The 14,295-nt window shown below is 39.0% G+C and carries 9 protein-coding genes and 1 pseudogene; 3 read left to right on the forward strand and 7 right to left on the reverse strand.

Annotated elements, in window-relative coordinates; genetic code table 11:
- Window positions 1-273: 273 nt before the first annotated feature.
- On the reverse strand, window positions 274-1,455 hold the full coding sequence (locus I8751_RS13450) for an AGE family epimerase/isomerase (RefSeq protein WP_214439666.1): 1,182 nt from the start codon (window positions 1,453-1,455) through the stop codon (window positions 274-276).
- A 416-nt stretch (window positions 1,456-1,871) separates the two neighbouring features.
- Complete coding sequence (alaS, locus tag I8751_RS13455; protein WP_214439667.1) at window positions 1,872-4,514, reverse strand: alanine--tRNA ligase; 2,643 nt, start codon at window positions 4,512-4,514, stop codon at window positions 1,872-1,874.
- A gap of 265 nt (window positions 4,515-4,779) precedes the next feature.
- Here alaS and I8751_RS13460 point away from each other — a divergent pair, with 265 nt between their 5' ends.
- Both I8751_RS13460 and I8751_RS13465 read left to right on the forward strand, forming a co-directional pair.
- The gene (locus I8751_RS13460) at window positions 4,780-4,980 is read left to right on the forward strand and encodes a heavy-metal-associated domain-containing protein (RefSeq protein ID WP_214439668.1); all 201 of its coding nucleotides are present in this window, start codon (window positions 4,780-4,782) and stop codon (window positions 4,978-4,980) included.
- Between the two features lie 766 nt (window positions 4,981-5,746).
- Window positions 5,747-6,772, forward strand: coding sequence for a GGDEF domain-containing protein (locus tag I8751_RS13465; RefSeq protein ID WP_214439669.1), 1,026 nt, complete (start codon window positions 5,747-5,749; stop codon window positions 6,770-6,772).
- A gap of 23 nt (window positions 6,773-6,795) precedes the next feature.
- Here the strand turns inward: I8751_RS13465 and I8751_RS13470 are convergent, their stop codons facing one another.
- Together I8751_RS13470 and I8751_RS13475 are read right to left on the reverse strand one after the other, a co-directional pair.
- On the reverse strand, window positions 6,796-8,208 hold the full coding sequence (locus I8751_RS13470; protein WP_214439670.1) for a hypothetical protein: 1,413 nt from the start codon (window positions 8,206-8,208) through the stop codon (window positions 6,796-6,798).
- A gap of 326 nt (window positions 8,209-8,534) precedes the next feature.
- Complete coding sequence (locus tag I8751_RS13475; protein ID WP_214439671.1) at window positions 8,535-8,996, reverse strand: GNAT family N-acetyltransferase; 462 nt, start codon at window positions 8,994-8,996, stop codon at window positions 8,535-8,537.
- 90 nt (window positions 8,997-9,086) lie between these two features.
- On the opposite strand from I8751_RS13475, the gene I8751_RS13480 reads away from it, so the two are divergent.
- Window positions 9,087-9,341: a hypothetical protein gene (locus I8751_RS13480; RefSeq protein ID WP_214439672.1), complete on the forward strand. Its 255-nt coding sequence runs from the start codon at window positions 9,087-9,089 to the stop codon at window positions 9,339-9,341.
- 112 nt (window positions 9,342-9,453) lie between these two features.
- Here the strand turns inward: I8751_RS13480 and I8751_RS13485 are convergent, their stop codons facing one another.
- The 3 genes and pseudogenes from I8751_RS13485 to I8751_RS13495 all read right to left on the reverse strand — a co-directional run.
- Window positions 9,454-11,379 (reverse strand): choice-of-anchor Q domain-containing protein, encoded by a 1,926-nt coding sequence (locus I8751_RS13485; protein ID WP_214439673.1) that lies wholly within the window; start codon window positions 11,377-11,379, stop codon window positions 9,454-9,456.
- Window positions 11,380-13,060: 1,681 nt separating this feature from the next.
- Window positions 13,061-13,498 carry a DUF6918 family protein gene (locus tag I8751_RS13490; RefSeq protein ID WP_214439674.1) on the reverse strand — a complete coding sequence of 146 codons (438 nt, stop codon included), beginning with the start codon at window positions 13,496-13,498 and terminating at the stop codon, window positions 13,061-13,063.
- Window positions 13,499-13,758: 260 nt separating this feature from the next.
- A pseudogene (locus I8751_RS13495) lies at window positions 13,759-14,295 on the reverse strand (photosystem II q(b) protein); the annotation flags it as partial.

Raw genomic sequence — 14,295 nt, forward strand, 5'->3', positions numbered from 1 at the left:
GTTATCAACGCTGAAGAAATCAGCAAATACCTTATGAAACATCTCAGAAGATTAACTTATAAAAGGCTAATTGTAAGGAAGTATCTTACCCCCTTTCCTGAGCCAAGAGTCAAGAGCTATACAGCATATTTCTTATGAAGAAAGTACATTACGCTCGCCCCTAGCCCCTAGTCTTTAGCCCCTTTCTTCTTAAAAGGTGTACTACACCCAGCAAAGAAACGCTATATCAATACGGTTCGGATAAAATACCCCACCTGAGTTTTTTAACAAAAATTAAACTGTCTTTGCACTCAACATTTCAAACTGCTGCCAACAAAGATACAGCGCACGGGGTACGTGGAAACAGCCCTTCCATTTGCCACCTTTGAGATTTAATAGCACTTCTCCACGGCGATTAAGGTAGCCAAACCACTCACCAAATTCGCGATCGGCAAAGTGTGACCAAGCGTAATCATGCATCTTTTGATACCATTCCCAACACTCTTCACGTCCGGTCAAATGATAGCCCATTGCCAATGCTACCAAAGACTCTAGGTGAACCCACCACAACTTTTGATCCCATTCCAGTTGTTGTGGGGGATGACCATCTGCATCCATAAAGTAGTATAGTCCGCTGTATTCACTATCCCAAGCAAAGTTGAGGATGTTTAGCACCACATCAACGGCTTGGTTAATGGTTTTGGTGTCGTTTTTACGGCGGGCAATGTCCATGATAAACCACATAGCTTCGATGCCATGACCAGGGTTAATTAACCTTCCTTCAAAACAGTCAATGTGGGAACCATTAGGAGCAACGTTTTCGTACATCAGTCCCCGTTCTGGGTCAAAAAAATCACTCATCACTTCTTGAACAGTCGCAGCCAAGACATTCTCTAGAGTTTCAGTCGCCAGCAACCATTCCATTTCCAAAGTTAAGTTAGCTAAAATCATCGGTACAGCTAACGATTTCATTGGACGCGTGCCAGGATAAGTCTTGTTATATTTGCCTTTTGGATTGTTCTGGCGGCGCAAAACATTATTGTAAGCTTGCATAGCCACATCCTTAGCCCAATCTTCGCCAGAGGCTAGGGCGTATTGGCTAAATGCCATCGCTGCAAAGCAATCCGAAAAGATATTATAAGGCTCAACCAACGGTTTCCCTTCACGGGTTAGAGCAAAGTACCAGTTACCATCACCATCTCGACCATGTTGGGCAAGAAAATTAGCACCGTTGCTAGCAATAGAGAGCCAATTTTCATTTTTTTCTAGTTGGTTGTACAACATGGAAAAAGTCCACACTTGGCGATTTTGTAACCAGATAAATTTATCTGTGTCATAAACTTTACCCTGGCGATCTAAACAGGTAAAATAACCACCTTGTTGCCAGTCAAGGGAGTGTTTTTCCCAAAATGGTAGTACATCGTTTAAAAGAGCAGTTTTGTAAAGTTCTGCCAGTGCTTTAAAGTTATGCCCCATAAATTTTATCTGTGGTCATAGATGTTTTACTTTTAGCTTACTTGTCTCATGGAATGGGTATTTTTGCAAAAATATATTGATTTAGCCAAAGTAAACACAATTATAGTTTTTTAATTACTGATGTTCATATAATTTATATCAGGACTTACGCACCAGTAACGGAAAATTAAACCGCAGAGGACGCAGAGGACACCGAGAAATAGGAGTTTCAGAGAGTTGTTGCGTAAGTCCTATATATATTAGTAAATGCACCCTAATAAGATCTCAAATTTATCCATTGATGGCATGCAAAAATGAAATGATGAAACTAAGCCATCTCATCAAAATAGAAGTATTGAATGATGAATTTATTATCCAGGCAGGCAAGACTTGGCGTGAGCTTAATCGAATGCTGCCTGCCCCACAAGAGAATACGATTAACTCAACGCCGATCGCAAATCACTCTGCGCTTTTGCCAAAGCTTCTGGTAACTTACTCGCATCGCGTCCGCCGGCTTGGGCTAAGTTCGGTCTACCGCCGCCGCCACCGCCGCAAATCTTCGCAATAGCACCGACAAATTTACCAGCTTGCAGTCCTTTTTTATTCACCTCTGCACTAAAGGCTGCAACTATACTTACCTTCCCGGCTTCCGGAACAGAACCTAGTACTACTGCACCGTTACCGATTTTTTGCAGTAAGCGTTCTGCTGCAGTTTTCAAAGATTCGGGGTCAACGTCTTCGAGTTGGGCAACAATAAGTTTATGATCGCCCACTGTTTCTAAAGTGTCCAGCAAGCTATCAGATTTTGCGATCGCTAGTTGCGATTTTAGAGTTTCTAGTTGTTTCTCTGCGGTTCTCAGTTCGGTTTGCAGACTTGTGATTCTATCTGGTAGTTCTTCGGGTTTAACTTTAAAGCGATCGCTTAAATCTTTAACTACTTTATCTCGTACATTGAGATAATCTAATATCGCTGGCCCCGAAACAGCTTCTATCCGCCGCACCCCGGAAGCAACACCAGCCTCGGAAATAATCTTGAAAACGCCAATTTCCGCAGTGTTGCTGACATGGGTTCCACCGCAGAGTTCCATTGACACGCCAGGGAAATCGATGACGCGGACTTCATCACCGTATTTTTCTCCAAACATGGCTACAGCGCCTTTAGCTTTGGCCTCTGCTAAAGGTAAGACTTCCACATTCGCAGCATGTGCTTCAGCAATCCAAGTGTTTACTTGTTCCTCAATTTGTTGGACTTCTTCAGCTGTCAAAGCGCGAGGACAGTTGAAGTCAAAGCGCAACCTGTCAAAGGAAACCAAAGAACCAGCTTGTGATATCCCTTCATCAACTATTTTTTTCAACGCTGCTTGCAGTAAATGCGTTGCGGTATGGTTAGCTTGGGCGCGACGACGACAAGCACGATCAATTTGGGCGGTGACGGTATCACCTACGCGCAGTGTACCGCGTTCGATGTGTCCCAAGTGGATGAAGAAATCAGATTCTTTCTTCATGTCTTCAACACGAATTACAATACCATCACCAGAAATATAACCGCGATCGCCGATTTGTCCCCCAGATTCAGCATAAAATGGTGTTTGATCAAGGACAATTTGCACTTGAGTCCCCGCTTCTGCTGCTTCTTGAGAAACTCCATCTACTAATATTGCTTCAACTTTCGCTGTCGCCGCAGGTTGGGTATATCCTAAAAACTCGGTGGCGTGGATGTGTTCTGCTAGCTTATCGAGGGAACTTTGCACAGTTAAATCGATGGTTTCGTGGGCTGCTTTGGCACGTTCCACCTGCTTTTGCATTTCTACATTAAAGCCTGCCTCATCAACGGTGAGATTGTTTTCCTCGGCAATTTCTTGAGTCAGTTCTAGGGGGAAACCGTAGGTGTCATACAGGGTAAAGGCGCTTTCACCGCTAATGAAGGTTTTTCCTTGCTGTTTTACCTCTTGAATGATTTCTTCTAGGAGTTTTTCGCCTCTATCTAAAGTTTTAAGAAAATTTGATTCTTCCCGTTGCAATTCGGCTTTAATTGCGGCTTCTCGTTGACGCACATTGGGGTAAGCTGATTCTGAAAGAGCGATCGCAGTTTCGGCAACTTGGGTGATAAATTCCCCACTAATCCCAATTAATCGCCCATGACGCACTACCCGCCGAATTAATCGCCGCAACACATAACCCCGTCCCACATTAGAGGCGCGGATTTCATCAGCAATCATGTGAACAACAGCGCGAACATGATCTCCAATCACTTTTAAGGAGACTTTGGTTGTCTCGTCGCTGCTGTGGTAGTCAATACCAGCAATTTGCGCTGCTGTTTGAATGATAGGAAAAATTAAGTCAGTTTCGTAGTTATTTGGAACTTGTTGGAGAATTTGCGCCATTCTCTCCAAACCCATCCCAGTATCGATGTTTTTATTTTGCAGTGGTGTTAAGTTACCGGACGCGTCACGGTTATATTGCATGAAGACGAGGTTATAAAACTCGATAAATCGGGAATCGTCTTCTAAATCAATGTTGTCGTCGCCGCGTTCGGGGTGGAAGTCGTAATATATCTCCGAACAAGGGCCACAAGGGCCTGTAGCACCCATAGCCCAAAAGTTATCATCTGCACCCATGCGTTTAATTCTGGCTGCTGGGACACCAATTTGATCACGCCAAATATTAAAGGCTTCATCATCTTCTTCAAAGACGCTGACAACTAGGTTGTTGGGAGAAAATCCAAAAATTTGTGTGGAGATTTCCCAACCCCAGGCGATCGCTTGTTCTTTAAAATAATCACCAAAGCTAAAGTTACCCAGCATCTCAAAAAATGTGTGATGCCGTTTGGTGCGTCCGACATTTTCAATATCGTTGGTGCGGATGCATTTTTGGGAAGTAGTAGCCCGCTTAAATTCTGGCGTGCGCTGTCCTAAGAATATAGGTTTAAATGGTACCATCCCCGCGATCGTCAGCAGCACGGTTGGGTCTTCTGGCACAAGGGAGGCACTTGGGAGAATCTGGTGTCCTCGCCCAGCAAAGAAATCAAGGAATAAGTTGCGAATTTCGTTACCGCTGAGTTTCTGGGGATTAGAAGACATGGGTGGACTGAAGTATTAAGTATTTAAGTATGAAGTGTGAAGCATGAAGCAGCTAGTTATTTTTTCGTACTTCATCTCTCACTTTTTGGCTAGCTTTATATATTTTTGCATTTTGTTTCGTTTTGCTGCCAGTAAATTTTGCTGGTGGGTAGTTATGTCCTACTGGTACGTACTGTTCTAACTTCAGTAAGATGTGCGATCGCTACTCGTACTAATACTATTAATATCTTCAATAGAAATTAAGATTTTATTTATGAGGTAAGTAATGTCACTCAAACTGCAAGTTCCAGATATTGCCTGTGATGCCTGTGCAACGAAAATTACCGAGTCTATTCACACAATGGAACCTGATGCTCAGGTAAATGTAGATGTGAACTCCAAAACTGTTACTGTGGATTCTGCGGCTTCGGAAGAGTCTATCAAACAGGTAATTGTTGCTGCTGGTTACAAGATAGAAGGCTATTAATCATACTTTCTAAATTTTGTATAAAGTTTAGATAACCTAGCTAATATCAGACAATTTATCCTCGATAACTCCATCTATTAACTAGACGAAATAGTAAGCAATAAACAGGTTTTATCGAGGATGTTGTTAAGTAATTTTTTATGTATATTTACTTGATATTTGGATAATCTAGAACAAAAATACAAATTATTTTATGATTATGCACAAATATAGTAATCAAATTTAAAAATATAATTAAGCACATAACTTAAATAAGTGTATATACTAATATATTATTCAAAAGCAGCTTCCTTTAAGGGAAGCTGCTTTATCACTTTATGGTATATAACACTTGTTGTATTTAGGACACATCTCGGTTTTTACGGATAAAATAAATTTTTTATTTTATTTTAAGATTTATCGTTAACTCAATATTCTGTCTTTATATATTTAGTGGAATATAAATTGCTGATTTTGGCAATGCTTTTAGATAACTAACACCTGGTAATTACAGTATTCATTTGTTCCTGGAAGATGAGATTCAGTATTTATACTGTTTTAAAAGAAATATAGAACAGCAGAAATTAATTATCAGAGAATAAGGTGTTAAAAATTGTCATAAACGCAACACATTAAGAGGAGATTAAAATTATTAGGTGATTATGAATTTAGCGCTAAGACTATCAAATATAGGGTAATAGCTCTGTGAAAAAAATACCGAATATATTCTATTATTCGGAATAAATACTAGTAAGTTTTAGCTTGAAATAGGGCGCAAAGCACAGCAATGAAGATTTCCATTCTGGTCTTTGGAAGTAATAACTTTCTTGCCACACTTCCCGATCATATCCGTAATACAACCGCTTATATTTTAGAAGTTATTACTGATGCCCATCAGGCAGTAGCGCACATTCAAATTACGCCGCCCGATATCATACTTGTGCAGGCTAGTCTGGATGGCAGCATACAACTGTGTGGCTGGTTAAAAGAACAGACCCAGCTATCTTGGATATACTCTATTTTCCTAGAGGATCGTCCTGAAGAACTGGCTAATAGAAGTAAATATGGCTGGGAGTGGGAATTGCAGATGACAGCTATCATCCTGAATCAAGGAGCTGATGCTTATATTTGGCAGCTTCCTGAAGACAAGATAGGCCATTCTTGGACAGGCTCAACAGCAACTGAGTACCTAATACTTGCTCATTTGACAGTTGGTTTGCGTAAAGCGCAAAAGTATCGTGATCTAATTCAGAAAAATGATTTGTTGTCAGCGATCGCTTTAGCTGATTCGTTAACAGAACTTAATAATCGTCGAGCGTTGGAATGGGATTTACCCAGACAAATTCAAAAAGCTCAAAATCACGGTATACCTTTGAGTTTGATTATTTTAGATGTCGACTATTTTAAGAAAGTTAACGATACCTATGGTCACTTAGTTGGCGATCGCCTCTTGCAGTTACTATGTAGCCGACTGCGGCATAATCTACGGTCACAAGATACCGCATTTCGTTATGGTGGCGAAGAATTTGTAGTAGTTCTTGCTCATACCACAGGTAACGAAGCACTATTAGTAGCGGATCGCCTCAATCGTGTAGTTAGCGAGCAACCATTCGTCATTAACAGTCAACTAACTATTGATATTACTATTAGCTTGGGCACTGCTAGCCTAGAAGTCGGTGACGATGATAAAGGACTTAGCCTACTGCATCGCGCTGATCAATGCTTGTTTCATGCTAAAGCTACTGGGCGTAACCAAGCTATTAGTTGGGAATATTTATCTCGTTTTTCACATCTGCAAGCTGTGTCTTCTTAAGCTAAAATATCTTTTTCATTGTATTATTTGTAAAGGATTTTATGAATCTGGTTTGCTTCATCTAATATTTTTTCAACTCCAGAATCAGCAATACCTTTAACATAGTTAATTTTGATTTCTTCTAACATATCGATTAGTAAAGATTGAAATTCTTGAGTGTTATGCTTTTTCTGTAATTCCATTTCTAATACATCACGAAAATTTGTCATGAGACGAGAGGTAAGTTCTGCTGCGACTGGATCTGACAACGCTTTAGTTAAATTTTTATAAGCTGATTGAGATAAATTGCGAGCTAGCTTTTCTGTTAGTTGATTCGGTAAATGATTAAGACCAGGTATATTTTGTATTTGTTGGTAAGCTGGAGAATCTTTGAAGGTGCTTGCAATAGTATGATGTATCAAGGCTTCTAAGTTAGGCTGGACTTGAGGTAAAACATCATAGATACCGATGTTGACTAAACGAGTAGCTATAAATTTTACTTCGTTCCTTTCATTGACTTGAACGTAAGGTTTGCGGGTTTCAGGATGAAATAACCAGCGTGCCAACTCACCCTGACGAATAGTATCTTGCATCTGATCAATCAACTGAATGCCTACCATTTCAGTGATTTCTTCAGCAAAACTCACTGCAAAGTCATGGTTAAGTTGCGATCGCAAAGGCTCAAGATTTAACAAATCAGCTTGGTAGAGACGAATAGTTACCGGAATAATCCGTAACCAACGCCAGAAGGGAAGTAATAAAAATATATCGTACCAGCGTCGTAGCATCGCTTCCAACCAGTTTAAATTAGGATTACGACGACTGATGTAAAAAGTTCGTGCCAAAAAGTCCAAAGCAAAAATGATTACAAATGGTAAATCAATCAACCAAAAATGATTGACAAAGTTGCCGAATCTGCCAATATCACGATAATAATTACTTTGAATCAGAGGTCTAATTTTAGAATTAAAAAAGTTAATTTCTGATTGCCAATTCTGTTGTGATAAATAAGCTTGACTCCAAAATTTAGTAAATGCTTCTCTAGCAAATTGTTCATTTGTACGCAAACGAATTTCATGTTTAATTTTGGCTAAAGTACCGCTTTTATTCACCGCATCAAACGGATTATCCTCAATCATGCGGCTACTGAGAAGACGTAATTCCTCAAGCAAGCTTTCTACTGGGGGTGAGGACAAACCAGTTTGTAAAACCTGTGTTTCTAATTCTGTAACCTTGTTGAGGTAGTTTTGCGTTTCTGGGTGGGGTTGAATGTCTTCAATAGGGTCATATACCTGGGTCAGACTTGGCAATACTTGTAAATATAAATCACGCAAATGTATGTAGGTCATGTCAAAAACGACCAAACATAAGTTCAGCAATGCCAAGATGGCAATTATTCTTTCAAACCAACGGTTACGATAAACAGGATCTTTTTTTATGTCTTTTTTTGATGTCATTACTTAATTTTTTTTGATTCCTTGCTTACATAATCTCCTTTAATAAAAAAAATTATTTTCTAAAATCTTTTATTTAAGATCAATCTTCAGAGAGATTTAACTCCAAGCAATTAATAGTATTCTAAATAAAACTTTGGAAATAGTGCATATATAAAAATTAAGCATTTAGTCTGAAACAATTAATAACGTGGTTTTATTAGTGATTATCTCTTCCAAGGCAAATAACAACCTAAATCAAAAGGATAATTTTAGGAGGATAATTTTAGGTCGTTAATGATGAACAAGTCATTAATTATAATTATTTAACTGAGTTTTCTCCCTTAAAATTAAAGCGCTTTTTCCATGACAAAGTTAATAAATATTTGTCCTCTACGTTCTACTTCTTGTTTCTTAATGACAATAAAATTCTTATTCAAAAAAAATGGCTTTGCTGTAATACTTGCTTCTGTGAATAGTTTTTTAATTCCTAAAGATCTCGCTTTTAATTCAATAGTTTCAATAATTTTTGTACCTACACCTTTTTTTTGGAAATTTTTATGGCAATAGAAGCGATCAATGTGACCATTGCTCTCTAGTTCCCCAAAACCAATAATATGCTCATCCTCTTCTACTACATAAGTAAATTTATTTTTTAAGCTGCTAATCCAAGCTTCAGTATCTATATTTGCTGGGGCCCAAGCATCAACTTGTTCTTTTGTATAGTCAGCAATATTTACCTCATGGATAGTATCATAAAACAACCTCATGATTGCTGCGGTATCACTTGTTTTGTAGGTTCGTATTTTCATAAATTATTCCCAGAACTGATTACTTAGTAATCTAATTTAATGGGTAGTACTGAATCAAGACATTTATGTTTACAGATAAATACTTATTTTATGAATTTAGTAACTTTAGAATTTTTAATGTTACAGCGATCGCCAGACACAATTGAAGAAATTCCGGCTCCTAGTCCTACTCCCCCAGATCCCCTCATTGCCAGAGGTTTGCAACGCGAACAATATTTGGGCATTGCGATTCTTGCTGTCAGCTTAATTGCTGCTGTGGGATATTTTAGTCGCCGATTTGAATATGCACTGTTGTTTGCTTTTGCCCTCAGCATTGTCCTGATAGTTTTCTTTCTGACCATTTAATTATAGAAAGCAGCGATCGCTCATCATAAGCGATCGCGTGAGGAGATATACTGCAATACTTTTCGGTTAAAGTTTTATCCCTCTAACTCTCTTGACAAGGGGAATTTTGACTTTAAAGAAGAAAATTGTCAGCAGTTAAACTGCCAGCCTTGATGCCCTTTAGCGTCACTACATCATCAGACCAGATACCATCATTATTCGTGTCAAAGTTAACAACGGTACTACTGCCAACTTGCCCTAATCGTATGCCATCTTTGAAAGGATTAGAGCTAGTATTGTTAGCCCTATTAAAAATTGGGCTGAGATCAATGACATCTCTTGTTCGCTCAAAACCCATAATAATATCACCTCCTTCTGAAGAATATTGGAAGACATATCGGTCATAACCTTCTCCGCCAATTAGAACATCGCTACCACCTCCACCAATCAGGACATCGTTACCATAGCCACCCATCAGGATATCGTTACCATTACTACCAACTAATGTGTCCTTGCCTTTAGTGCCATAAATGAAATTGTTCGTAGAACTCCTACTGGATTGACTGATGACTCCACTCAATGGATTAGATCTACTGACATTCGCCTCGAAGGCACCAATATCTGGTTTACTATCTCGCTGTACCATTCCTGCGTCAACCGTGGGTATGATGCTACCTCGTTTGCCAGCATTGATTGCAGGACTGTCTGATTTAAGGGGATGCACTAAAACCCCTCCAATGTTTTTTAGCGAATCAAGCATCGGGTCAACAATCTCGCTACCTGCTACAACTCGCGTACCCCACGATACTGGTGGGCCGGGATATTCAATATTGCCGCCACCATCTCTCAGTTCAAAGTCAACTTGCATTTGTGCTTTAGTACCTGAGGTGTTGTTAGCAACAATCGAGTTGGTGAGTGTTACAGGGACAGTTGCATTTCGTACCCAAGCTGCTCCCGCAGCTCGTCCAGCTGAGTTATCAACGATAGTGGAATTGACGATGTTAACGGGGGCGGTATCACTAGTGTTAATAAACATTGCTCCACCTGCATCTTTGCTGACACTATTTCCAGAAAAGGTGCTGTTGATGATGTCAACTGGTGATTTACCATCTAGCCATATACCCCCACCTTGCTTGATGGCAGTATTATCAGCAAAGGTGACGTTGCGAATTGTTAGGTCACTGTTCGCTCGTAATCCACCCCCGCGGGAAATTCCTTGAGCATTAATGCCGGCCGAGTTACTAATTACAGTGCTGTCTTCGAGAATGATTTTATCTGGGCCGTAACCATAAAGAAAGAGTGCGCCTCCTTCTCCTTCAGTCTTATTACCTTCAAAGTGACTACCACGAACGACAATCGTACCTCCAGAACCGATCTTTCTAGAGTCAGGCCCTATAGGATTGGCTCCATCGGTGAAGATAGCGCCGCCACCCATGTCACCTTCTGAACTATTTTTGAGAAAAACTGAGTTTTCTACAGTCAGTGTACCCAGTAGGCTATAAATCGCACCGCCATTTACTCCCTTGTTGTTAGTAAATTTGCTGTCTTTGACAACAAGATTACCAGCACCAGCGGTGGCGATCGCCCCACTACTGAAGCCAGAGTTTGTTAAGCTACCATCGTTACCATCAAATTCACTATTAACTACAGTTGCTCTACCACCAAAGCCAAGATGGATAGCTCCACCTTGACCACCACTATTGCTAGTAAATTGAGAGTTAGTGACTTTTATATTGCCGTAGTCAAAAACTTTAATTGCACCACCTCTTCCAGACGTTTTACCGTCAGCAATAGTCAAGTTATTAAATGTGACATTAACTTGTCGCTCTACAGTAAATACTCCTGTGGTATTGTTGCCGCTAATTTTTAAATTTGCTGCCCCTGAACCATCAATATTTATATCCTCCGTAATAACAAGTTGCCCACTGGTGAGTTTGATGGTTTTGTTGGCAAGACTGGAAGCAAACTTGATAGTATCTCCTGCTTGAGCTGAAGAGATTGCCTCTCGCAAAGAACCCGCTCCGCTGTCTGCGGAAGTAGTAACGCTAATGATAGCCATGCTTTGAATTCCCTTTTATATCAAGGTTTTCAGTTCAACGTTTTATCCAAAATCACAAAACTAGTGATTTTTATTAATAGCCGAGTCATCGTTAGGGACGATGGAATTCAGAACACTAAGGGTTGCCTTTTTATAAACCTGAAACAAATGAAAATCTCACCGTGAATATACGGAAATTCAGAAAAATAGTTGCTTCTCCTAAATTTTTGACTAGTGCATCTTCTCATATTTTTGATTGAGTTGAATTAGAACAAATTGCACTGAGGAACAATTTTTAATTGTTCTAAGTCATTTTTTTAAGATGTTTGTACTGAGCAAAAGGTAACATTCGTTATCATGCCTTATAATGCATAATTGTCAAATAATGTCAACAGTCAATTCAGCCTCTTGACAAAATACTAAATATATAGTGGAAGCCATATCAAAATATCTAGACTATATTATTCAACTCACTGTTTTTTGTTGCCAAAAGCTTATATACATAAAGCTCAAGGAAAATGTAGCTAAATTTAATTTATGTTTTAAAAAGGTGTGGTATTGACTATAAAAACAAATCAAATATTGATGTATATAAGTTTTTTGTTTGTTGTAATGATTTTTTTAATTGAGTTTTTACGCCCTAATAAAGCAGTATATATATGTAAATTTGATTGAAAAAATTGTATTAAAAATAACAATACTTACGGTTGTTTGATGTTAAAGCTAAGATGGTTCTCTCGTTTAAATGATATTCAGCTATGTTCAAAAATTTAAAAAGTTTTATGCTGAGCATAGTAGTTAAATTGAAGTATTCTAATGATTTTTAGCTATAATGTAGTAGTTATTGCCATTAATTTGTACTTTACAAATAGGGGATATAAAAATTAAGATTGGTTTATAACCTAATATTAGCTTGATATAATCAAGTTAATAAATTTGTGTATAAATTAAGAGAATACATTTATTTTTAATTTAGTTTTAATTAATAAATAAAAAATAAAAAGTAGATATCTATAAGTAATTACAATCAATAATTGTTTTAATAGTGAAAAATTTGCTTGAAAAAAAGTATCTCAGATTACTAAAATTTTTAACTATCATTCTGAATTGAACTGAAATCAAAGTTACCACTGATTATTCAAAATAGTTATGATGCCAGAGATATAAATTATTTTGCCCACTAATAAAGAGCGATCGCTAGCAAATATAAGCTTGATAGATATGGAATTCTGGTACAGTAAATCAAGCAGTTTAATCTGCGAGCAAATTTATTAACTACAACTTTCTATTGCAGACATACAGCTATTAGCTATTGACTCGGCTTTTCTATCTAGCCCAGTTTCTTACAACTTACAGCCATAACTGTCCTGTCACAGCCTATGGCGATCGCTTCTAATCTTTATATTCCGAGTCGTATGCAACTTGTCAAAGTTATGTCTGGTCAAAGAAGGAGTATCATAAAGTAGCACCTTCTTTGACTTGGCAGCTATAGCTTTTTTAAAAAATTCTCCCCCAAGTATTTAGCGCTATCAGCTTTATGTAGCTAGCTGCCCTGTGCTTTATAAGCTATTACGCCTTTAAATTACACAATCAATCATTCCTAAGTTTGTTGATTGCTGACCGTTAACAGTCAACAGTCAACAGTCAACAGTCAACAGTCAACAGTTAATGCTACTGCCTTAGAAATACTTTTCTGTGTTAATTAAACTTTTGTGTACTTATCAACTACCTTGGCTAAGTCTGGAACTGCTTCCTCTACATGTTGCTTAGCTGAGCCGCGGAGTTTTTCATACGTTCCTCGCACGATTTGGCGCTTCACGTTTTTAGCCCTTGCATCAGTAACGCTGAGTAGCGCGTCGGCTGTGCGAGAACGATTCGTAGCAAGATATTCAACGGGGTCGCCCTTCTCCACGCCCTCATTCCAGATAGGATCAATCGCTACGAAACACTGTGGCAAAATCTGCTCGACGACGTAAGTAATATATCCTGGCTTAACTCCTTTAAGAGCCGCAAAGGCAGTTTTCAGGGCGATACCACTGATACCTGACTTGGAAGCAAGTTGCGCTTCTATCATGTTGCAGCAATCATTGACAACCATTGCTTTTTTATCAGGGTTCGAAAGTCCGTCACTAAGTCCCATTTCACTCCTCCTTAGATATCAAAGTACTTAATTTCTATTCGATTATTTTCCTAGCAAGTAGGAAATTACAGAAAATGGTATCAGAGCTAGAAGATTTTCATATACCTAGTTCTATGTATTGAAAGACAAATAGACTGCCAATATAGCTTAAATCTCAACTAATTTCGGTAATTCTAGCTTTTGCTGAAATCGTACTAAAAAAGCGCCCTCCTAAAAGGAGAGCGCCTTTTGTTCGATTCTTAATTGTGAACCAATCGTGATTAACCGTTGATAGCAGGTGCGGTTAGAGCAACAGGAGCAACATCACCAGCAGCCAAGTCGAGAGGGAAGTTGTGAGCGTTACGCTCGTGCATTACTTCCATACCCAGGTTAGCGCGGTTGATGACATCAGCCCAGGTAGCGATGACGCGACCTTGAGAATCAATCACAGACTGGTTGAAGTTGAAACCGTTGAGGTTGAATGCCATTGTGCTTACACCCAAGGCTGTGAACCAGATGCCGATGACAGGCCAAGCAGCGAGGAAGAAGTGCAGTGAACGGCTGTTGTTGAAGGAAGCGTATTGGAAGATTAGACGACCGAAGTAACCGTGAGCAGCTACGATGTTGTAGGTTTCTTCTTCTTGACCGAATTTGTAACCGTAGTTTTGTGATTCGCTTTCGGTTGTTTCACGTACTAGAGAAGATGTTACAAGAGAACCGTGCATTGCAGAGAACAAGCTACCACCAAATACACCAGCTACACCCAACATGTGGAAGGGGTGCATTAAGATGTTGTGTTCTGCTTGGAAGACGATCAT

This window comes from Atlanticothrix silvestris CENA357 (assembly GCF_016056295.1).
In the GTDB taxonomy this organism is placed as follows: Bacteria; Cyanobacteriota; Cyanobacteriia; order Cyanobacteriales; family Nostocaceae; genus Atlanticothrix; species Atlanticothrix silvestris.